General features: G+C 56.4%; 16 protein-coding genes and 1 pseudogene. All 17 read right to left on the bottom strand.

What is annotated here, in order from left to right:
- Position 1 precedes the first annotated feature (1 nt).
- Positions 2-3,151, bottom strand: coding sequence for a UDP-N-acetylmuramoyl-tripeptide--D-alanyl-D-alanine ligase (murF, locus tag ACIQT8_RS21380; protein WP_400969412.1), 3,150 nt, complete (start codon positions 3,149-3,151; stop codon positions 2-4).
- Entirely contained in the window at positions 3,141-4,343 is a 1,203-nt protein-coding gene (locus ACIQT8_RS21375) for an HlyD family efflux transporter periplasmic adaptor subunit (RefSeq protein ID WP_400969409.1), read from the bottom strand. The genes murF and ACIQT8_RS21375 overlap by 11 nt, the downstream gene beginning before the upstream one ends.
- Positions 4,344-6,593: a type I secretion system permease/ATPase gene (locus ACIQT8_RS21370; RefSeq protein WP_400969406.1), complete on the bottom strand. Its 2,250-nt coding sequence runs from the start codon at positions 6,591-6,593 to the stop codon at positions 4,344-4,346.
- A gap of 57 nt (positions 6,594-6,650) precedes the next feature.
- On the bottom strand, positions 6,651-8,498 hold the full coding sequence (locus ACIQT8_RS21365) for a BapA/Bap/LapF family large adhesin (RefSeq protein WP_400969685.1): 1,848 nt from the start codon (positions 8,496-8,498) through the stop codon (positions 6,651-6,653).
- Positions 8,480-9,142: a hypothetical protein gene (locus ACIQT8_RS21360; RefSeq protein ID WP_400969697.1), complete on the bottom strand. Its 663-nt coding sequence runs from the start codon at positions 9,140-9,142 to the stop codon at positions 8,480-8,482. The genes ACIQT8_RS21365 and ACIQT8_RS21360 overlap by 19 nt, the downstream gene beginning before the upstream one ends.
- Positions 9,143-9,281: 139 nt before the next feature.
- Positions 9,282-9,545: pseudogene (locus ACIQT8_RS21355) on the bottom strand (BapA prefix-like domain-containing protein); the annotation flags it as partial.
- 617 nt (positions 9,546-10,162) lie between these two features.
- Complete coding sequence (locus tag ACIQT8_RS21350; RefSeq protein WP_400969403.1) at positions 10,163-11,602, bottom strand: TolC family outer membrane protein; 1,440 nt, start codon at positions 11,600-11,602, stop codon at positions 10,163-10,165.
- 262 nt (positions 11,603-11,864) lie between these two features.
- On the bottom strand, positions 11,865-13,196 hold the full coding sequence (locus ACIQT8_RS21345; RefSeq protein WP_400969400.1) for an NAD(P)/FAD-dependent oxidoreductase: 1,332 nt from the start codon (positions 13,194-13,196) through the stop codon (positions 11,865-11,867).
- A 40-nt stretch (positions 13,197-13,236) separates the two neighbouring features.
- A complete protein-coding gene (locus tag ACIQT8_RS21340) occupies positions 13,237-14,409 on the bottom strand; it encodes an NAD(P)/FAD-dependent oxidoreductase (RefSeq protein WP_400969397.1) in 1,173 nt (390 codons plus the stop codon).
- A 116-nt stretch (positions 14,410-14,525) separates the two neighbouring features.
- Entirely contained in the window at positions 14,526-14,888 is a 363-nt protein-coding gene (locus ACIQT8_RS21335) for a cupin domain-containing protein (protein WP_262526957.1), read from the bottom strand.
- A 29-nt stretch (positions 14,889-14,917) separates the two neighbouring features.
- Positions 14,918-16,240, bottom strand: a complete 1,323-nt coding sequence (locus ACIQT8_RS21330; protein WP_400969394.1) for an NAD(P)/FAD-dependent oxidoreductase — start codon at positions 16,238-16,240, stop codon at positions 14,918-14,920.
- Between the two features lie 77 nt (positions 16,241-16,317).
- Complete coding sequence (locus ACIQT8_RS21325) at positions 16,318-17,919, bottom strand: ABC transporter ATP-binding protein (protein WP_400969391.1); 1,602 nt, start codon at positions 17,917-17,919, stop codon at positions 16,318-16,320.
- An 8-nt stretch (positions 17,920-17,927) separates the two neighbouring features.
- Positions 17,928-18,800, bottom strand: a complete 873-nt coding sequence (locus ACIQT8_RS21320) for an ABC transporter permease (RefSeq protein ID WP_138791786.1) — start codon at positions 18,798-18,800, stop codon at positions 17,928-17,930.
- A gap of 11 nt (positions 18,801-18,811) precedes the next feature.
- Entirely contained in the window at positions 18,812-19,762 is a 951-nt protein-coding gene (locus tag ACIQT8_RS21315; RefSeq protein WP_138791787.1) for an ABC transporter permease, read from the bottom strand.
- Between the two features lie 66 nt (positions 19,763-19,828).
- A complete protein-coding gene (locus ACIQT8_RS21310; protein WP_400969387.1) occupies positions 19,829-21,484 on the bottom strand; it encodes a peptide ABC transporter substrate-binding protein in 1,656 nt (551 codons plus the stop codon).
- 194 nt (positions 21,485-21,678) lie between these two features.
- A complete protein-coding gene (locus ACIQT8_RS21305; RefSeq protein WP_400969384.1) occupies positions 21,679-22,371 on the bottom strand; it encodes an SDR family NAD(P)-dependent oxidoreductase in 693 nt (230 codons plus the stop codon).
- Positions 22,371-22,898, bottom strand: a complete 528-nt coding sequence (locus ACIQT8_RS21300) for a MarR family winged helix-turn-helix transcriptional regulator (RefSeq protein WP_400969381.1) — start codon at positions 22,896-22,898, stop codon at positions 22,371-22,373. The genes ACIQT8_RS21305 and ACIQT8_RS21300 overlap by 1 nt, the downstream gene beginning before the upstream one ends.
- Positions 22,899-23,251: the final 353 nt, after the last annotated feature.

The raw sequence follows: 23,251 nt of genomic DNA, 5'->3' as shown, positions 1-23,251 counted from the left end.
ATCATGCGGCGAAACTGCCATCGGCATTCGTCTTCAGCCAATCGACCATTTCATGCACTCCGGCGCTGTTCGAACCTTTGAAGAGTACAACGTCCATATCCTCCAGCTCTTTACGAAGAACGCCCTTTAGGGCGTCGCACGAGCCCACTTTTTTGCCACGTAAAGAGACGGGAAGCGCACGCCAGAAATCTTCGTACAGATGACCGATAACATAGACCCGGTCGATTGAAGTCTCTTTCAACACGGTAGCGAGTTCGGTGTGGTAGCCGGAAGCCCCAGGCCCTAGCTCCGCCATCTCGCCGAGGACTGCAATCTTTCGCCCACCCCCTTCGTGGTCGTTCAAGCGTTCGAGGGCGGCGCGCATTGAGCCGGGATTGGCGTTGTATGCGTCATCGATCATTATCAGTCGCCGGCCATCGAGCGACAAAGATGTTTCCTCGCCACGCCCAGGAAGCGCCGAGAAGCTCTTGAGCTTTGCAATAGCTGCCTCAAGGGGGTAACCGAGCGCCGAAATGGCAGCAAGAACAGCAAGGCCGTTGAGTGCCATGTGCCGGCCAGCCGCGCCAACGCTATAGGTAACGTCTCCCCCCTCTATGTGGGCGCAGGCATCTCCGCTCCCCGCATCGTATCGTGTTAGTTGGAAAGCACAGCCATCCGACGTGCCGTAGGTGACAATGTCGAGCCCACGGCTGCGGGCTGCATTATGAACAATTTCCCATTCCAGCATATCGCGATTGAGCACTGCCTTGTCGCCCGGAGCCATACCGAGGAAGATTGCGCTTTTCGTTTTTGCGATATCCGAAATCGTACTGGACTCGTCGAGGTGGGCCGGAAGGATATTGGTAAAGACGGCAACCTTTGGACGCGCCATCCGTGCGCTGACCCCCATTTTACCCACTGCCAATTCAAGCACGACATGGGGCGTATCCCACGGGATCGAGGCGAGGTTCCAGGCAACACCGGTTGGTAGGTTTGCATTGTGGTGGCTTTTGCCCACGCGCCCCCACGAAGAAAGAGCATGGGCGAGCATGCTAACAACGGTGCTCTTGCCGGCACTTCCCGTCACACCTAGCACGGTGCCACTCATCTGACTCCGCGCATAATTCCCCAGAGCAAGGACGGCGCGCATGCCGTCATCGACCTGCAGCACCGGCGCCGGATGCGCTTGCGCAAGGGTCGCATCTGTCGTGATGAGGCCTGCCGCCGTCCGCATCCCCCTCACGGTATTTACGGGAACACCGGCATCGCCCCTTTGACTGCGTACAACCACAAGCGCACCCGGCTGCATGGCTGGTGCATAGGTGCAGAGCCCGTTTGGAGTCCAGTCCGCCGGCGGTCGACGAATCCAACGACCGCCGGTCGCAGCCTCAACATGCGCCGCCGTCCATTGCCGCTCCTGGTGAAAGACTTCGGGCTTTGTCCGAACAGCGCGTTGACAAACAAGCTCGCGAAACGACGCCTGCTCCCCGAGGTAGGTGAGATAGGCGACAAAACCGGAAAGATAATGTTCGACATCATCGATACGCACACGGAAAGCATGGTGCCGAATGAAAAATGATCCGGCTATGCGGTCGGGTTTTCGGCAGTACATGGCCATTTCCGGCCAGAAATGGCCGTTCAGCAAATGCTGCACACGTTTTTCAAGCGCCCGCTCGAAATGTGCAAGATCGATGTCCTCGAGGAGGTGGTTCAGTTGAGGTTCGGCTGCTATCCGCGACAGCGTTTGACGCGCCGCCATCATCAGCTCAAGCAAGGTGGGAAACGTCGTAATCCGGTTTTCGACAAAGTCGAGATAGCCGGCAATATTGCGAATAGCGAAGCGGAAATAACGTTCTTCCGGTCTATGGCGGGTCAGTTCATTGACGCAATAGCCAAGCCAATGGTCGTGGTGTTTCCAATGGTCCTGGGCAATGAAGTACTCAAAGGCTTTCTCAACGGTCGCGAGCCACCCCGGATCGAGCGTGAGAGCGTAAAGGCGCATGAGCCCGAACGCTGCCTCGCCCTCATAATAGATGGTCCGGTATTTTTGCTTGATAGCGAGATCCGGATAATTGAGGACATGCACGAAAGACCCGGTTTTGCAGTTCTGCATGTGTCGGATGCCATGAGCAAGTTTGTCGGTCAGGCAGCGCCATTGGTTGCCACCGGTTGCCTTCATGTATTGAACGAACGCCAGTATCGCTACGGCGTTCCCGCCCAACTTGATCTCGTTGTCAGCCTCCACGACAAAGGCAGCCTCCTGTCCATCGGGAAGGACAGCGGACTTAATGAGCGTTTCAGCCAGGTATTTGAGCGCGCGCTCAATAGCCTCTTTGAGGAAAGGAGAACCCGTCACCTCCCACGCTTCAATCATCGCATAGGTCGTACTGGCATGGCGTAACGCATTGTAGGCATGGATGCGCCTGTCGAAGCAAGCGTGATAACCGTAGACGAAACTGCCATCATGGTTGACCTGGCGGGCAAGATAAGCGGAGGAATCCTGCACCAGGGACAGGATCACGCCGTTATCAAGTCGTTCAACCGTCCGTCTGCCTGTCTCAAGGCCCTTTCCGTCGAGCCGATGCAATCGGCCTGCCTTGTCGCAGAACACGCCCTTTGTCTGCAGAAGATAAATCGTTTCCTCATCTTTAAACGCCGGCGGTGACAGGTCCTGAAAACGGGCCGCAGCGTAAAGCCTGAAGTTGTTTTCGTTCACCACGGCATGACTGACGCTGTTGCCGCCATAAAGCATTGCATTGGCATTCAATTCCTGTTCGGTGAACGCGAAGCGGAAATCTGGATCGAGAGCCAGTCCGAAACGGAAATAGTTGCGTTTGACCTTGCCAAGTAGAGCTCGCAAGCGCTTCCAACTCGTTGCCTCGGCAACATCTATCCAGTCCACCCGAAGCCAATCTCCTTTGATGCCCTCGGTCTTCATCGTGGCAAGCAGTGAGGTTATTCCCTTTTGCCACGCAGATTCGAATGAAGGACCGGATGCGTTGATGACACGCGCACGTCTTTCGCCATCCGATACCGAAAAGAACAAAGTTACGGCTGGAAGCGGCGTTTCCAAAGGCTGAATGCCACACCGCAGGAACGTTCTGATGCGAGCGAGTTTTTCTTTCACGTCCTGCGGCTCGATTACAGATCTCGCAGCGGTTTCAACGTTCACGTAACGCCTCCCGAGCCTTGTTGAAGGGCTTGATAAGATATTCCAGCACGGTCTTTTCGCCTGTGTGGATGTCAACCGTTGCGACCATGCCCGGTACGATTGGAAACTCCCGGCCGGCCGCATTGATCAGCGCGTCCTTCTCCGTCTTGATAAAAACGCGGTAATAATAAATCTCCCGGTCGACCTCATCCTGAATGGTATCGGGTGAGATGGTCGTCACCTGCCCTTCGAGACTACCGTAAACAGCGTAGTCATAAGCACTGATTTTGACGCTCGCGCGCTGTCCAGGATGTATGTAGGCGATATCGCGAGGGGAGATCCGCGCTTCGATGAGAAGCTCATCACCCAGCGGAATGATATCCATGAGCTTGCCGTTTGGCGGCACCACACCACCGATGGTCGAAACTTCGATGTTCTTGACGATACCGCGCACCGGAGAACGATGGGTGAGTCGTGAAAGGCTGTCTGTGCGACCAGTTACGACAGGCGAAAGCGAATTGACCTCCGCGTTCATTTTGGTCAATTCTTCACGGGCCTGCACCACATATTCCGATTTGATCTCAACCTTCTTGAGTTCCATTTCCACGATCTGTCTGCGCAGGCGAATAACCTCCACGTTGCTCGCAGCGCCAACAGCCCGGAGCTCTTCGTTAAGTGTCAACTCGCTGCGGACAAGGCCAAGGGATTCCTCAACCCAGTGCAAGGACTCCTCCAGAGCGCGCTTTCGCGCCGTGTAAAGCTCTGTCTCGGCGGTGATGAGCGCGGGATAGGCATCGAGTGCCGGCGGAAAGGCAAGTGATGTGCTATTGACCTCTGCTTCGAGCCGTGCAGAAGCGGCAAGCGCGGCCCGATATTTGGCTGCACTTTCTTCCACGTCAGATGCACTTCTGGTGGGATCAAGTTGAGCAAGGATCTGTCCCGGCTCGACAACCTGGTCTTCACGGACATGCAGCGTCGCAAGAATACCGCCTTCAAGAGACTGAATGACCTGCTCTCGGCTGGTCGGCACAACACGGCCATCCCCACTGGAAACTTCATCGAGCGTGGCGAAATAAGCCCATATCAGCAGGACAGCCAAGAGGACGACGAAGACCTGCACGACACGTGTCGATCGGGACAGATTTCGTCCATCGTCGTCGCCAAACACCCACCCTGTCTGCCCGGAGAACTCGCGATTGCCGACTGTCGCCATTCATATCTCCCCGATTGTCTTGAATGGGAATCCCGCCACGCTGGCGCCTTTGTTTACGCCGGTCGCTTTCCCTCTTGCGATATTTGGGGGTACGACCTTGTTCACACCCCGCAACGTGTTGAGGATCTCCTCTTTGCCACCGTCGAGCAGTACGTGACCGCTTTCGACAACCAGAATACGGTCGACCAGTTCCAGAACACGCATTCGATGCGTGGCAACAACGACTGTTTTTTCTTCGTTCCATACCCTGAAACGGGCAATGAACTGGCGTTCGGTGGCCTCATCCATCGCAGCGGTCGGCTCATCCAGGAGAACAACGGAGGGATCTCGAATGAGAAGCCGTGCCAATAGCAAGGCTTGTTTTTGTCCACCAGAGAGACCCCGCCCCCCTTCAAGAATGGGATGATCAAGGCCACGTGGAAGCTTACGCACGAACTCATCAGCACCGGTCATCGCGAGCGCGTCGAGCAACACCGTTTCTGGAGCATGCAATGCGCCAAGGGTGACATTCTCACGGATCGTGCCGTGGAATAGCCGCGAATCCTGGGTCAGTAGTCCGACATTGCGACGCACATCTGCAGGATCGATCTGTGACAAGGCGAGATCGTCAAGCATGACTTCTCCGGCAGCGGGCTCCACCATGCCGGCCATGGCCATCAGCAGGGTAGATTTTCCCGCACCGTTCTTTCCTAATATTGCGATCTTTTCACCTGGAGATACTGCCAGATCGGCGACAGCAAGCGCGGGTTTGCCCGCCCCATTTCCGTAGTGGAACGCCGCTGCCTTCAATCGGTAAGCGCCTCGAAGCGTAGGCGCGCTGACCCGCGTTTCGGTTTCCGGATGGTCCGAAGGCATGCGCAGGATCGCATCGATACTGTTAAGACCGACGCGCGCCTGTTGAAATCTACCAAGGATCTGCGTGAGCTGCGCCATCGGTGCCATCATACGTGAACCGAGGATGGAGCAGGCGACAAGTGAGCCGGTAGTCATGTCTCCTTCCATAACGATTGGCGCACCGACAAAGACGACGGCTGCAAAAGTGCCGGTCTGGACAGTGTGGCTCCAGGCGGAAAGACCATTAGTGATGGCGCGCAACCGCAATTGGCCATCAGCCGACACGGCGTTGTAATGGTTCCATCGCTGCTGGAAATGATCTTCTGCCTGCAGGGATTTAATATCCTCGATCCCCTGCACCGCCTCGACAAGCATGGCGTTGCGCAGCGATGATTCCCGCATGGCCTCGTTTGCGGCCGCACGCAACCTGCCTTGGAGCAGGAGGCCGGGCAACAGCAGCAACAGCAACGCTGCTACAGGAATGGCCACAAGTGGCCCGCCGATCAGCCAGAAAATAAAAAGAAACAGGAGGAAAAACGGAAGATCGGCAACGGCAGCCACGCTGGTGGACGTCAGCAGTTCGCGAACCTGCTCAAGATCTCGCAATTGTGCGATGAAAGTGCCCGTGGATGTTGGGCGTGCCTGGTTCTTTACGCGTAACGCATGGCCAAAAACGAGATCGGAAACGCGCATATCTGTACGCTTGCCCACAATATCGATGATGCGAGTGCGCAAGCGTCGCATGATGAAATCGAAAAGCGCTGCGAGCAGCACTCCAACGAAGAGCACATAAAGCGTGTTGAACGATTTTGAGGGTACGACCCTGTCGTAGACCTGCATGGAAAACATAACGCCCGCCAGCGCCAGAAGATTGGCAACCAGCGAAGCCAGCATGACATGTCCGTAGGAGCCGATGTCGCGCAAGGCTATGACGCGGAACCAGTGTTCGCGATACGGAGCAATGTAGTCGTCAACGCGTTCATCCGCCGTTCCACGTTGCGGCCGGGCCACGACCACGAAATCGGTCTGCGACAAAAGCGCATCAACCGGGAGCGTGGCTGCACCACCACCCTCGCCGCTGACAACCACAGAGGTATTCCGGTCGGAAGAAATCGCCGTAACGACACCCACCGCACCGTCGGCCAGTTGGAGGATCAGCGGGAGGCGCCAACTCGTTAGAAGATGTGGCGAGGGCGCAGTCTTTTTGATCCTCAGCCCCAACTTGCCGGCCATACGCGCAAGCCCGTCTTCCGCATTGGCGATGTGCAGTGTACCGGCGAGCTGTTGAAGCCCGCCGGCAGAAAACGGCACGCCATAGTGACGCGCTACAAATTGAAAGGCTTCGCTCCAACCTTCCATATCGATACCGGTCACGTCGGCATCTGGATGTTCATTCGTCATGTCGGAAAGAGGCATTTATATTCCTCTGTAGCGGCACACGGCCATCTAAGGCGCACAGGCCGTTCCTAAATTTCAAACTACATTCGAAGCAGTGGTATTCCATTCATCTTCAGTTACGAGGTGTCCAAACGGATCGAGTGGGACGTCCGACGTGTCTACGGCAACCATCGTGTCGAGAGTTTCCCCTGTGATCGTATGGTCGGCATCAGCATCGACCGGCTCGGACAGCGACGTCAGCCCGTCGAGGGAAACAGTCAAATCCTCGGCGCTGTCTTCGACAAGTTCGGAAAGATTATCCTGACTGTCAGGCTGCGCATCCGACGGAAGAGCATCATCGCCGACGGTCGCGTCAATGGTGTTCAGACCGATGAAATCATCTGCCGCGAACATCATTGCCTGATCGGGAACACCCGCGCCTGATGGCTCCACGTTAACAACCAGAGACGACTGCTCAATAGCACCAGACGGATGGACAAGCTGATATTCAAATGTGTCCGTTTGCGCTTCGGCGAAATGCGCCAAATCAGACGCCGGCGCATAACTGTAATTTCCGTCGGCATCGACAGTGAGGGTGCCAAATTCGCCCTCGATGGTCATCGCACCGGTGACCTTCACGTAACTCGTGCCATCAAAGATCTCGAACGCCGTAAATGTGGAGCCCGTTTCGTCATTGGCGAGCAGATTGCCACTGTCGCCGACCCCATTCTCGAATTCAAACTGATCCGTGTAGGTGACGTCAATGTCGGTGGCGATCGTGGCGGAGACATTAACTAGCGAACCGGTCAGTGTTGAGTGGATACGATAGTTGCCCGCCGTAAAATCGACCTCGGAAAGATCAATCGATGCCACGACACCAAGTCCACCTACAAGAACATTGAAGGTATCGGTGGCGACCGTTTCCCACGTGCCAGGGGCAGTCTCCCTTTGAAGCGAGACAGCCCCACTGGATAGGGCCGCAAGCAGCACCGACACTGTGACACTACCTGAAATCACCATGCTGTCGGTGATGACGAAGGTCGCGCTGTCATATGTGCTCGTTTGTCCGAGGCTGCCCGAGAGCAATGTCGAACCGCTAGCCGTGAAGAAATCGGTGTCCGTCACGTTGTCCCATACGACGGATGCCTCAGCACTATCGCCTGTCGCTGCAAACTCAAACACTGCCGGAAGCCCCGGATCAGTGCCATTCCATGTCATGGTGACGCTATCACTGCCGATCTGCACGTTCAGCGTTGCGGTGCCTGTGTTACCGCTGGCATCTACGAGCGTGTACTCGAACTGGTCGACCTGACCTATTCCTGCACCATTCGCGAGGGGCGTATAGGTGAAGGTACCATCGGGGAGGATCGATAATTCTCCAAAGTCGCCCTGGATAACGGTCCCTCCGGGATCAACGGACTGAGCATCAACGCTCTGCACGGTAGTGCCCGTTGGCACGTCATCATTATCGATGACGTTTCCACTCACTTCGACAGCTTCGTACCCTCCGGCCTCCGTGAAATCGTAATCGGTAGCCGTCACTGTCAGGGTACCACCCACGCCGGCGCCAAGCAGGCCATCATAGCCCATGAAGGCCCGATATTCTCCCGCATCGAGTCCTTGTACGGTACCGCTCGCTCCGCCGAAAAGATCAAGGGACAGAATCGTGGCGCTCGTTTGACCATCAATACTGGTCCACTGTTGTGTCGTCGCATCCCACTTCTGCACGACGAGATTGTAATCGCTGAGGACACCTGCCCCGAGAATGCCGTTGAAATCGAAAGCTAGGTTCTGCGTGTGACCACTTTCCACTTCAAACTCTACGGTATCGGCAAATAGCTGCAGATCGATCCCCGCAAGACTGACGACAGCCAGATAAGTCTCGCTGCCATGCGGTACGCCCTCGGTAACGGTCGGCAGAATATTCACCTGGGCAGATGCCACATCGTCCGTCGGCTCGAGATCTGCATCGGCGTCCGCATCAGCATCTGCATCTGCATCTGCATCGGCGTCCGCATCAGCATCTGCATCTGCATCTGCATCTGCGTCGGCGTCAGCATCTGCGTCGGCATCGGCATCGGCATCAGCGTCAGCATCTGCATCCGCGTCGGCATCAGCGTCAGCATCTGCATCTGCATCTGCATCTGCATCTGCATCCGCGTCGGCATCAGCGTCAGCATCTGCATCTGCATCTGCATCCGCGTCAGCGTCAGCGTCGGCATCAGCATCTGCGTCAGCGTCAGCGTCCGCATCCGCATCGGCATCTGCATCTGCATCCGCGTCAGCATCAGCATCCGCGTCGGCATCTGCGTCAGCGTCAGCGTCAGCATCAGCATCAGCATCGGCATCGGCATCTGCATCAGCGTCAGCATCCGCATCAGCGTCAGCATCTGCATCCGCATCAGCGTCAGCATCTGCATCCGCGTCGGCATCTGCATCCGCATCAGCGTCGGCATCTGCATCAGCATCTGCGTCAGCATCCGCATCAGCGTCAGCATCAGCATCTGCATCGGCATCTGCGTCAGCATCCGCGTCCGCATCCGCATCAGCATCTGCGTCGGCATCAGCATCTGCGTCAGCGTCCGCATCGCCATCATCTCCCGATGAACTGCCACCGATGGCAGCACCACCTGCGAGAAGTCCGAGTGCAGCTAATCCGAGAACGGAGCCACCACCGCTCGCAGAAGCACCAACAAGTTGATCGACACCTTCAATCTGCGAAAACTCGAAATCTGCCAAACCATCGCTGTTTTCGCCAAGCCAAAGATTTCCATTCTCGTCCTCAAGCACGAGTTGGCTATGTTCGCCGTCAACCTCTCGATAGAAATTTCCGATCCGGACGGTCTCACCGGACCGCATGCGAAGCAACAGGTCATCTCCATCACGAACGAAGTCGGCGACATCATTGCGGGACGCGCGAATTTGCACGAGGCTCGGCTCATCAATCGTCAATTTGTCGAGTGGAACGGTCCGAGAATTTCCGGCGGCCATATCGGTTACGATTGCAACCATAAAACTGTCCTCCTGCAACGCGGCAACATTCGGCGACAGAAAACCACTGCCGCTTGAAACGCCAAGCAACATTCAAAAAAATGGATTTTTGCGAACGGCTGAACCGCTGCAGAGATAGAGCCCGAAATCCTCCAACTCTACTCTTTTGCCTCGAAGGGAAGCTTCCCTCTCAAGAACCTCTCCCGCTTCCATAATCGCATAAAAACGAGGCATCGCAAGACAAAAAACAACCCCTGAGAGCATTAGCGTGTGCTTGTTAAGGATTCTGCTTCAGCCACCTACGGAAATTCATCCCTCAAAAATGATTGGTTTTTGATCCACTCGTGGGCTTCATAGAGCGTGAAAATTTTCAATCGAATGATCTTTTGGCAACCTTTTTGCGTCGCGCGATACTCGTTAAAATAGCACCGCTTTCAAACCAAACGAAAGGACGGCTGATCCTAAGAAAGGACCAGAAAAAGGGGGGGGGGCTGGAGTTTGTAATACCGCAGGCAAAATAGCCATTTCCAGCAATTTGGAATGACGCAAGACAGCCACAAAAATTGACAAAAATCAAAAAGATAAAGGTCATTTCGCGGCGATGGCAGTGGTATGCTCTACAAAGATGTACCTTGGACGGTCTGGCCTTCCAATGAAAATGCTTCGCGCATTCGTCCGGCACTGAAGGTGCAGTCGATGTTCAACCTGTGCAGATCATATTGAATGTTAGAGATATCGAACCTTGCTGCATGTAATTCCTGATCGGCATTCAGCAGATCGAGCAGACTGCGCGTTCCCAGTTCAACATATTGTGTCCGATAAAGGTCCCGTGTCTGTCGCATCGTGGATTGGCGTGTTGAAAGCGAGCGGCTCAAGCTTTCTTTGCTCGAAATCTGACTGCTTGATTCCGTCAGGTTTCTCAGAATATCGACCCGCGCACGAGCTTCTGCCGCCTGCGAAGCGCCAAGTGCCTGCACTGCCATATTCCGCCGGGCACTTGTTGCACCACCATTATAGAGGCTTCCTGTGACCTTCAATCCGATAGTGTAGTCAGGGTCAGGTGAGCCAATCTCCGAAACATCAACCCCAACTCCCGCGTCCAGTGACAAGGTAGGAAGGCCTTCGGCCTTGGCAAGGTTTATCTGCGCGGCCGCTGCCTCGCGGTCTGCCTCTGCCTGCATAACTGCCGGAACACGCGACCAGTCAAGTTGTGTGGAACCGCAGGATTTCGAAAGCCAGCCTGGCATTTTGTTCGAGACGTCGATACGTCCGCTTATTCCGCTGACGTTAGCCAAAACGGCTTCCCAGCGCGACAGTTGCCCGTCGATTTCCAGCAACGTGGCTTCTGCCGCCTGCACACGTGCTTCAGCCTGCAGAAGGTCGGAGCGCGTACTTGCGCCCTTGTCAGTCCGAGACTTCACCAGTTGCACGATTGCCTTGGTATCATAGATCTGATCACGAGCCACACCTCGTAGTGCGCGGTTGCGCTGGATTTCGATAACAGAGTAGGCCGCTTCGCGTGCGAGATCATCCACCGCCATCAAGACCTGCGATTTTCGGCCTGCAATTCCGGCCGTCGCAATCTTTATCTTGTTGTCGACCTTGCCAAAATCGTAGAGCATCTGGGAGACGTTGAGGCTGAGATCTGGGCTATATCGATCCGATCGATAGGTATTGTAGGAGGAGTCCAGCCCCCAACTGACGCTTGGAAGATAACCGGCCCTCGCCTCGTTGACCGACTCTGTTTGCTGACGTAACCGGCCAACGGTTTCCGTAACGGCTGGGTGCCATTCGACAGCCTTCCTCACAGCAGTCTCGAGTGACAGAGGCCCTCTATGCTCTGACTTGCGATATTGCACGGGTTCGGTTTGCCGCTCTGTTGATCCCGTCACACCAGGCAGATCGATCCTTTGTGATCCGCCCGTATGGTTGGCTGAAATGTCTGGACTTCCTGGTGATCCCTGTCGGTTTTTTACATTCGAACCGTTGGCGCACCCCGTTGCGAGCGCGCAAAGGGCGATCGTGCACAGAAAGGGTGAAAACCAAGAAAACCGCATGCAACGTTCCACCTTCAAAACAGAAGAATGAGCAACTTGCCAGCACGCAGAACGGAAGAATGGCCACTGAAGCGCCGATACAGAATTCGGCCTTGAGCGGCAAAGCTAGGAGAGCATGGTTAACGGTTGGTTAATAGTTGCACCCAAGCATTGCAGGGTAGAAAGCACGGGTTAGCATGGTTGTTGCCTTTCCGGTATGAGAGCGCCCCATCTGATCGGGCCGAAATCCGGCCAGATCATAGGTTTCGACTTAGTTTCCAACCTAAAATCCGCTGATGATTTCTATTTTTGAACCATCCGAAAACCGGTTGAACCGGAAGTTATGCGGGTCAACGAGTGGCGCGGTACCCGCCACGATATCTGCCATGAGCCTGCCGGCCGCCGGACCGATACCAAATCCGTGTCCGGAGAACCCTGTCGCGATGAAGAAACCCGGGATTTGATCAACACCCGAAATCACGGGGATTGCGTCTGGCGTGACATCTATTTTCCCTGCCCATCGCTGTGCTATTTCGGCTTTTTCAAAGGCAGGAAAGGCCTTGCGCAAATTTGACAGTGCCTTGTCCTGAAGACTGAACGACGGTTTGGGGTCGAGAACACGGTTATATTCGAAAGGCGAAGCCTCATCGTTTTTCCATCGGCGAGGAAGCCGTGCTTCGTCTAGGAAACCCAGACCGCCTCGCAACATCAAAGCACGCCATTCATGGCCAAGCGCTGGGAGGAAATCGCGGAAGAAACGGAAGCTATCTGGGACAATATCGACGATATTCTCGAAACCGTTGGCGATCGTGTAACCGCCGTCCTGTCGTTTGCGAATGGCAAACCCATTTGTCCAAATCGCCGATTCCGGCCCGCCTTCCATTGGTTTCGTCCTGATGACGGAATTGATGACCTTCAACTGTGGAAGCCTGATACCGGCGTTTCCGGCAAACAGGCTCGACCACGCACCACCGGCCAGAACCGCCGCATCGCAGGCAATGTAACCGCGCTCTGTAAAGACACCACACACCTTGCCAGCTTTGGTATCGATGCCTCTTACGGCACATTCAGTCATGATGTGGGCGCCACGATCACGAGCCGCCTGCGCAACAGCCGGAGCTGCCTTCTGCGGTTCGGCCCGCCCGTCAACGGACGTGTATAACGCCCCCTTGATATCGAGCTTCGAGCCAGGGTTCATTTCTGCGAACTGCTGCGGCGTCAGCATTCTCGTATTGAGTTGATAACCTTCAAGATTGCGCATCCAGCGCTCATGATCTTCGACCTCCTTGTCGGTCAGGCAGGTAAAAGTGATGCCTGCTTGCGTGTATCCGACATCCCTGCCGAGCCGCTCGTTCATGCCCGGCCATATGCGCAATGCTTCCGCCATCAGCGGCACTTCGCGCGGGTCTCTGCGGGTTATGCGCACCCAACCCCAGTTGCGGCTCGATTGCTCATGACCAACGCCACCCTTTTCGCACAAAGCGACCTTGAAACCCCGCTCTGCCAACTCGAGCGTCGTCGACGTTCCGATGATGCCACCGCCAATGACGACGACATCCACCTTCTGCGGCAGATCGGTATCTCCATGAAACGGAACGACGAAGGGACCGGGCATTTTTGAAAACTCCTGAGATATTTTGAGTATCGAAGACTGGCTAACCGTGAAGCTCGAGCTTCGCCTGGGGGGTATTTGAGCCAAATCGGTTGAACTTGAATGAAGAGAGGTCATGAGTAGGCTGACGGCCCGTCACGAGATCGGAGAGTATTTGGCCCGTGACTGGCCCAAGGCAGAAACCATGGCCGGAAAAACCCATGCCGATGACGAGGCCGGAAATTCCGGGTGCATGGTCGAGAACAGGTAGCGCATCCGGAGTAAGATCGAGAAGACCCGCCCAACACTCCTCGATCGGTGTTTCGGAGAGACCTGGCAGCAAATGGTCGAGCGTTTTGATGATCGCGTTCAAACTAGACAACGGCGGACGGATAAGCGGTCGATCTCCGGCGCTTGTCGTGACAGTTTCCATGCTCCCCGACCAGTCGAGCATACCGCTTGTGATCCGAAGACGACCGTTCACTTCCTGCCGGCCGGCCCAGTCTCCGCCGCATACGCCGATGACCTGATCGAGAACTGGTGGAACGGGTCGGCTGCGAATGACCGCAACCATCGGGGTGCGGATCGGGACAGAAAGGCCGAGCGGTTCGAGCAGTGCGTTTCCAAGCATTCCACCGGCGAGCACCACGCTGTCGACACCAAGTTTGCGAACATCCGTCCTGATGCCCACGACCCTGCCGCCAGAGACGGCAATCGCCTCGACGTTTTCGCCCATAGCCAGCGCTACGCCATGTCGCGACAGCGCCGCGATATAGGCAGCACTGACCGCCTGCGGATCAGCGTGGCCATCCGTCGGGCAAAAAGAGGCCCCGGGAACGGCCTCTGAAACTGCAGGTGCGATATCCCTCACCGCCTGATTATCCGCTAGGAACGCAAGGTCGAGGCCAAGTCCCTGCTGTTCGGAAACCATCGAACGGATTACCCCGTATTCGTTCCCGTTGCGGGCAAGTCGCAGATTGCCACGTCGAGTGTAATGCGTTGGAGCACCAAGCTCCTCATGCAATGTCTGCCAAATATTGACGGCATCGAGAGCAAGCGGCATTTCCGCCGGATCTCGGCCAGATTGCCGCACACCAGCAAGCGTCCAGCCAGATGCCATGGCCGCCGGGCCGAAACGATCGACCAGAACGACTTTGGCTCCCATTTTTGCCAGGGTATAAGTGGTCGCGCAGCCGCTGATGCCCGCGCCGATGACGGCAACATCAAATCTGTCCATCGCTGGTTCCCCTCACCGTCTGCTATCACGAGCCCAGACGATCACGCCGCTCATGATGGCCCTTGGCCATCACCAAAGGCCTTGTCGCACCTGTCCACAATGCGGCTAGGCACAGATCAGGCGTTACCCGCGCCGCCCTTGGGCACAACCATCGCGAATTTGCGGAAGGGCGTAAGAACAGTCAGCGAGATTGCAGCGTTGACTGGAATCGTGACGATATCTCCAACGCCAATGCGACGGATCTCGCCATCTGCCACCTGGCAATCCGCCTCACCTTCCATCACCACAAAGGTTTCGGCCAGAGGTCGGGCGGGATAGGCATAAACGCCGGGCGGCGCGATCCAGACTGCAGCTTTTGTGGCGGTTTCGGCGTCGCCTTCATCTACCCAGATCATGTTGCGATAGGATTGTGCACCATCCGCAGCCTTGGCCGCTTCCATCAGGCCAGTGTCATCGCCGACTTTTGCATAGATCGTCATCTGCTTGTTCCTTAAAAAAAAAGAGAAAATCAGTAGTGAGGGGGCAGCTCGACGCCACCGCGTTTGCTCATGAAATTGTCGACGAAGCGCATCTCGCGCAGCTTGTAGGTCGGGCCGTAATCCATCCACCACGGTGCTTCCTCAAGCGGTTCGACTTCGAGATCGAGGTCTTTCTCAGGGATGCCGATGGCCCAGTCAGCAAGGATACCGCCAAGCATCGTGCCTGTCGGGACGCCACGACCCGATAGCCCGGTGAGCGCCACGACGCCAGGCGCAAGCCCGTAAAGGCGCGGCACCGTGCGGTACTGCATGTCGAGCTCACCGAACCAGAGATAGTCCCAGCGCACATCCTCGGTTATTTGCGGGTGCAGCCACTTCAGCTTGTCCGTCATAACCTTCTTCGTATAGTCGAGGTCGCGTCCACGCGGTCCCATCAGAAACATCGAGGCGACGATGCGGTTATCTGCTGACCACTTGTAGCAATAGAAGTCACCGCGCCCATCAATCATCGAGGTGTTGCGTGGAAGAACCGTTTCTCTGAGCCTGTCCGAAAGAGGATTGGTGGCGCAGACGTAAACCGGCAAAATGCGGAAGCTTTTTTCAAGTTTTGGCCAGCCGTCGACGGTATAAGCGCCCGTCGCAAAGATCACCTTGTCGGCGATAACATGGCCGGTGCTGCTCGTGACCTTCCACTTGTCACCTTGCCGCTCGCATCCGATGGCAGGTGAACTGGTATAAAGTTTCGCTCCTTCCGAAATCGCTGCACGAGCCAGTCCGCGTGCATATTTCAGCGGGTGGAGGTGCGCGCCTTCTTCGTGAAGCCAGCCGCCATACATGCGTGGCGAACCGGTAATCGCGATTGCCTCGTCACGGCTGAGAACGCGGGTGCGCGCGCCGACTTCGTTGTAGCCGTCGGCCTTGTGCTGCAAATGGGGAATATGTCCCGGCCGCATCGCTCCAATGACAAGACCATTTTGAACCCATTCACAGTCGATATTGTAGTGACTGATATATTCAGCCGCCTTGTCTGCCGCCCTCGTCTGCCGTTTGATCAGACGCTCTGCGAAGGGCTGACCAACCAACGACCGAACCTTTTCCAGTTCGTAGTAGGAAAAGGTCGGGCTGCAATGGCCGGCATTACGGCCCGAACCGCCGTAACCGGCTTCCTCCCGTTCAAGGATAGCGACGGAGACGCCCTTCCGTGCAAGCTCGATTGCCGTCGTCATGCCGGTATATCCCGCACCGACGATACAGACATCAACCTTCTTTTCTCCGGAAAGGCGTTCCGTCTCGGGGGCAGGCGGGGCCGATGCGAACCAGTAGGACGCATCGAAAGGCGAGAACTTTGGCATGTTTGATCCTTCTGCCTATATGCTTGGCTTCATAGGTCGATTTCTGAGATCATGGACGAGCGGCGCGGCTCCCATCATCAGGCGCTCCATCCCGGAATGGCATCCACAAGGCTCTTCGTGTACGGGTCCTTCGGAGCCGAGAAGAGTTCGTGGGCAGGAGCAAGCTCAACGAGACGCCCCCTCTGCAATACGGCAATACGGTCGCAGATCTGACTTGCGACCCGCAAATCGTGAGTGATGAACATCATCGAAATGCGGGTTTCCTGCTGGATTTCGTCGAGAAGCTGCAGGACTTGCGCCTGGATCGAAACATCGAGAGCCGAGACGGCTTCGTCTGCGATCAGCAGAACAGGATTGAACATCAAAGCACGGGCAATACCGATACGCTGGCGCTGACCGCCTGAAAATTCGTGCGGATAGCGTTCAAGTACCTGTTCGGGCAGACCAACCCTTTTCAGCAACCGGACGGCATTGGCGCGCGCTTCACCAAGCGAGGTTCCAAAGCTCATGGGGCCGCAAACCAGCGAATGTTCGATGGAATGGCGTGGATTGAGCGAGGCGAACGGGTCCTGAAAGACCATCTGGATATAGGGCCTCTTGCGCCGGAAACTGCTTTCCTTGAGCGGGACCACATCTTCACCATCGAGAATGATCTGTCCGGAATCACTGTCCAGCAGCTTCATGATCATACGTCCAAGCGTCGATTTTCCCGATCCGGATTCACCGACCACCCCTATCGTCTCGCCCTTGCGAAGAGTAAGGCTGACGCCATCCACGGCCTGCACGGTGCGTGCCTTGCCGAATAGACCGCCACCCGTCTTGTACGTCTTGTGGAGATCCTTGATGTCGAGAACTGTCGGCGCGTCATCCCGCACGGGTTTGCGCGCCTCTGTCCGCATCGTTGGAATGGCGGCGAGCAGACGCCGGGTATAGGGTTCGCGCGGGGCATTGAGCACCTGCTCGGCCGAGCCATGCTCAATGAGCCTCCCCTTTTCCATGACGATGACCTTGTCAGCAATATCGGCGACCACACCGAAATCGTGGGTGATGAACATCACCGCCATCTTTTTCTGCCGCTGCAGGCGTTTGATGATTTCGAGAATTTGCGCCTGCGTCGTCACGTCGAGTGCGGTCGTCGGTTCGTCTGCGATGAGCACGTCCGGATCGAGCGCCAAGGCCATGGCAATCATCACACGCTGGCGTTGGCCACCCGACAATCTGAACGGATACTGGTGCGCCATTGCAGGCGGATTGGGCAAGCCAACCATTTCAAGAAGCTCGATCACCCGCCCCCAGCGGTCAGCAGGAGCAGCATCCGGGTGGGTCAGCATGACCTCTTCGATCTGCCGGCCGATCGTCATCAGCGGGTTCAGCGCCGACAGCGGATCTTGAAAGATCATGGAGACCACGCGGCCGTTAAAGCTCGAACGATCCTTTTCGCCGAGAGCCAGAATATCGCGATCGTGCAGGCGGATCGAACCGCTTTCGACCTTGAGTGGCGGCGGCAGCAATCCCATCACGGCATTGGCCGTAACAGACTTTCCAGAACCGGATTCGCCAACGATGCAGAGAATTTCGCCGGCCTCAAGCGTGAAGGATATGTTCTGGACAGCATGCGTGCGGTCGGCAACGCGTGGCAGGCTTACAGTCAGATCGTTTACAGTCAGGACAGGGGTCATTGGCAGCCTCACTTTCCATCACCGCGGACATCGAGCGCATCGCGCAGCCCGTCGCCGACAAAGTTGAAACCGGTAACCGCCAGCGTGATCGCCATGCCTGGAACGATTGCAAGCCAGGGAGCCTTGTCGAGATATTGCTGAGCACCGTTCAGCATGTTGCCCCAAGAGGGTAACGGCGGCTGGATGCCGTAACCGAGGAACGAGATATAGGCTTCGAGAAGAATGGCATTGGCGATGGTGAGGTTCGCTGAAACGATGATCGGGCCCATGACGTTCGGCAGGATTTCTCGAAACATCACACGGCTTGGCGCCAGGCCCAGCATCGTTGCGGCCAGAACGAATTCCCGGTTGCGAAGCGAGCGAACTTCGGCATCGACCACGCGAGCCACCTGCATCCAGCTCGTGATCGCGATAATGACAGTAATCATCAGCGGGCTTGGCTTGATAAAGGAGGCAAGCGTCAGCATCAGGAACACACTCGGGAAAGCGAGGAAGCCATCGACGATGCGCATCAATACCGCACCGATACGACCACCGTAGTAACCGGACACCGTGCCGACCAGCACGCCAATAACGGTCGATATAAGCATCGCCGCGACGCCCGCGGTCAGTGAAACTCGGCCAGCCATGAACAGCCGTGCCGCGACGTCACGCCCAAGAGGGTCCGTGCCGAAAATATGCGCCCCGGTCAGAGGGGGAGCGTTGCGCGCCCGCAGATCGATAAAAAGCTGATCGTAGGGGATGAGCCAGGGGCCTGCGATACTGGCAAGGATCAGTATCGTTACGATGATCAGTCCAAGCACGGCCAGTTTGTGCCGCATGAAGCGTGCAACAACACGGTTGCGTGGACGAACAGGAAGGACAAGATCTACAGTAGCCATCTCCGTCTTCCTCATGCCAGCCGGATGCGTGGATCGACGATTGCTGAGCAGATATCCGCAAGGAGGCTGCCCAGAACGGTAAGGATGGCAGAAAACATCAGCAGTCCCATGATCACGGGATAGTCGCTGTATCCGAGACTATCGAGGAAGAGACGCCCCATTCCCGGCCAGGTGAAGACCGTTTCGGCCACCAGTGCGCCGCCAAGCAATTGCGGTATCTGCATGCCCGCCAGCGTTATCATCGGAAGGAGAGCATTGCGGGCGACGTGACGGCGCATGATGGTCTTGGTGCGCACCCCCTTGGCCCGTGCCGTCTTGACGAATTCCTGGCCGATCGCCTCCAGCATGGACGAGCGCATGTAGCGGCTCCAGATGGCGATGTTGACGAGCGCAAGGACCAGCGACGGCAAGACGAGGTGGTGGGCGTAATCCAACAGGGACTGGTCGCCGATCGTGTACATGTTCCCGGCCGGAAACCAGCCAAGTCTGAGTGAAAAGATATAGATGGCGACGAGACCGAACCAGAAGGTCGGTATAGAGAGCGCCACCATGGTCGCAATCGTCATCGAATAGTCGAAAGCGGAATATCTCTTGATCGCACTTTTCATACCGATCCAGACACCCAGTCCGATCGCAATCGCTGTTGAGGTACCCATCAATAACAGCGTCGCGAAGAGATGACCGCCGATGATCGACAGGACGGGACGCCCGTCGCGGAACGAGTTGCCCCAATCACCGCGAACCAGACCCCACAACCAGTCCAGATACTGGATGAGGATTGGCCGATCGAGCCCCATTTCGTGGGCGATGCGGTCGAGATCGACCTTGCTGATACCTGGCGTCAGCGCGAATTTCGACATCGGCCCACCCGGCGCCAGCATCAAAACGCAAAAGCCGATCAGGGAAACAATCAGGAACAGGACAAGGCTTTGCCCCAATCTGCCGAGCAGAAAGCGCAACATATAAAATCTCCGTCGTCGCGGTCGTAGCAGGAGGTAGGTCGGGCCTTGAAGGCCCGACCTGGCTAATTAGCTCCAGCGCCAGCTGTTGACATTCCAGCTGTCGATACGAACGTTGACGTTCGGCACGTAACCTTCGAAGCCCTTCTTGAAACCACGGAGGTCTGTAAATTGGTGCAGCGGCAGGAAGGGAAGTTCATCGCGGACCAATGCCTGTATCTTCGCATAGGTTTTTTTCCGCTCTTCCGGAACGAAGATGGCCGCACCTTCAGCAAGCAGCTTGTCGACATCCTCGTTTTTCCACTGCCAGGTATTTTGCCCTGCTCCGCCCTGCGCGGCGATCGACTTCGAACTGAAGTAATCGGATGTATCCGGATCGCCACCAGTCAGGAACACGATACCGGCAATCGCGCTCTGATACTGGGAGAGCATCCAGTGATCACCCCACATCACGGCCGGAGGAAGATTTCGGATCGTCATCTCCGCACCGATCTGGGCAAAGGTCTGCTGCAGAAACTGCTGCATCTGTTCGCGCAGGTGGTTGCCTGACGTCGTCGAGTTTTCAAACGATAAACGCAGACCGTCCTTGGCACGGACACCATCGCTGCCAAGTTTCCAGCCGGCTTCTTCCAGCAGTGCACTGGCCTTTTCGATGTTGAACTCGTGCTTCGGCAGGTCGCCATTATGGTAATAGGCCTGCTGAGGCATGTAGCTTTCGGTCGCAACAGGCAAGCCGAAATAAAGAGCATCGATGATCGATGCCTTGTCGACGGCCATATAGAGCGCCTGACGCACGGCCTTGTCCTGGAAGACCGGCAAACCGAGGTTCAATGAGAAGGTCTCGACCGGGCTGCCCGGGGCCTTAACAACGGTACGATCGGCAAGCGCGGACGCCTCTTCGTAGTGATCGGCACTGATCCCCTGCAGACCGACCACATCGAGGTCACCGGTCTTGAACTGAGTATACATTACCGTGAGGTCAGGAATATATTTGACAATCAAGCGCTCCACGAAGGGGCCATCGCCGTAATAGGACGTGTTGGCAGCCATTTCGATGTAATCGCCCGCAACGCGTTTTGTCCATTTGTAGGGGCCGGTACCGATCGGTGCGTTGTTGAACGGCGTGTTGTTGAGGTCGGCTGCGCCATCAAAGGCGTGCTTCGGCACGATGAAGGTTGAGGCCAGTATCGACGCATAGGGAGCATAAGGCTTTTCCATCGTCCAGGTCAGCTCCGTCGGCGAAACAACGGTCAGATCGCGAACGAGTTCGTGGCCAGTGTGGCGCCAGCTGTTGAACTTCGGGTTGACCAGAAGTTCCATGGTGAACTTCACGTCCTCAGCCGTCAGTGGCTTGCCATCGTGCCATGTCACGCCTTCGCGCAACTTGACCTTCCACTTCAGGCCATCTGCGGAAACGCCGCCATTGGCCACGGTCGGCACTTCGGCTGCCAGGCACGGGACGAACTCGCCACCATCGTCAACGCCGAACAAAGGATCGAACAGCGCGAAATACACGCCCTCGTCAACTTCGATATGGAGCAGGTGCGGATTGAAGACCGTTGGTTCCTGGGAAAAGCCGAGGACGATCTGGCCCTTCGGCGCGGCCTGGGCACGAACGACGCTGGAGCCGAGAAGGCCAGACATCGCCGTCCCGGCAACACCGATGCCGAGCATGGCCAGAACCTGGCGTCTGCTGGCATGGAAGTCATTATTTCTGGTGGTCATTTTTGTTCCCCTTATTATTAGAATTGGTGGCGTCCGTTAAAAGGACGATGCAATCCTTGCCCGATTGATCGGACAGGTACTTATGACTCCCTAAGCAAGGGCTTTGCCCTTTGCGGCCGGCTGGGCGGGCATCAGATCCGCCGTCCCGACTTCTCTTGTCGAATTGCAGCGCCCGGCAAGGCGCCATGATCTCCTCAATAGAGTTGTTCGGCCCGCCAGTTGACGGTGATTTCTGCAACGCTTGCACGGTTTGGCAGGTTGATGGCGTAGGCAACGACATCGGCAACTTCATCTGCACTTGTCATGCTCGCTGCCTTCTCTGGCGCAAGCGCCAGACCCATATCGGTGGCGACAAAGCCCGGGCAGATCGCCGTTGCTCTAATGCCCTGCTCGAAGCCTGCCTGGCGAAGTCCATGGGCAAGCGCGACCGCTGCATGTTTGGTCAGCGCATAAGCGGAGGAATCCACTGACGCCACACGTTTTCCCGATAACGACGCGATGATGGCAATGCGGCCGCTACCGGATTTCGACAAGGCGGGAAACGCGTACTTCGCCAGTCTCTGTGGCGCCCTGACATTGACCGCCCACATCGCATCCAGAGACGCGTCATCAATATCGATGACGGACTTCGCGACCATCACGCCAGCGTTGGCGACCACGGCATCAATGCGACCGAACCGAGCGAGTGCTTCATCGACCCACACGGCTTCCCCACCCTCCAGGGCGTCGTAGGGGTGGGTATGGATCGCCACATCGTCCGTCCAGTCATCCTGCGGTTGGCGTAATCCAAGCGAGATTTTCCAGCCATCGCGAAGGAGACGTTCAGCAATCGCCTTGCCTATACCCCTCCGCGCGCCACTGATCAGCGCTACGCGTTCCTCTGCCATCAACTCTCCCCTACCGGATGGGGCGCCATAACGAAACGCCAGTATATGCGCCGCAGAACACTCATCGCCTGCTCGTACTCGTCATCCGAAATGTCGGATAGGAACTTGCGGGACTCCTTTATGCGTTTGCGCAATTCGACAACGCATCCCTCGCCTTCCTCCGTCAGGAACAAAGACCAGGAACGAGAATCCTTCCGGCCGGTCTTTCGGCGAATAAGCCCGGCTGCCTCCAGACCGTTCAACGTGCGCGCCACCTCTGCGCGGTCGCGCAAGTTGATCTGCGCAATCGCGGACGGGTGAATGCCTGGGTAATTGGCGATCATGAAGAGCGCCGTAACTTTGCCAGTGCCACGAATGGCTTCCATATCGGCAATGCGGGCGTCCCAATCGCGGCTGACTGCGATGTTAATGTCTCGAATGAAGTAGCTGAACGTATCGTTCAGGACATCGAGATCAATCGTCTCCGGAGAGACGACAATCCCTTCGCCAGGCCATTCGACATCTTCGTTTGCACCAATGTCATTCATGAATCTGCCATCCATTTGATTGAGATAATCAACTATAATTTAGTTGAGAGTGTCAAGCACTTTGCCTGAAAATATTTTGCCGGCTTGTCGATTTGAGGACAGGTGGCTCCTTTCGCGGGGGCACACGAATTTGCTCCAGACAAAAAAAGACGTCTGGCGACACCTTGCTTTCCGTTTGTTTCGATCTCACTGCATGTCCGAACAAGGGCAAAACAGGTTCAAATTGCCTCAGGCCCGCAGGCTCACTCTTCAAGAGGTCGCTGCGGCGTTTAATTCCGCGAACTCGCTCAAGGTCGACTCCCAGGCTAGCGGCTCTGGAAAAGCTTTCGACATGCGCCACCTTTGTCGCGCTG

The sequence above is a fragment of the Agrobacterium sp. NPDC090273 genome (assembly GCF_044772305.1).
Classification (GTDB): domain Bacteria; phylum Pseudomonadota; class Alphaproteobacteria; order Rhizobiales; family Rhizobiaceae; genus Agrobacterium.
This window is presented reverse-complemented; position numbering and strand designations above follow the sequence as displayed.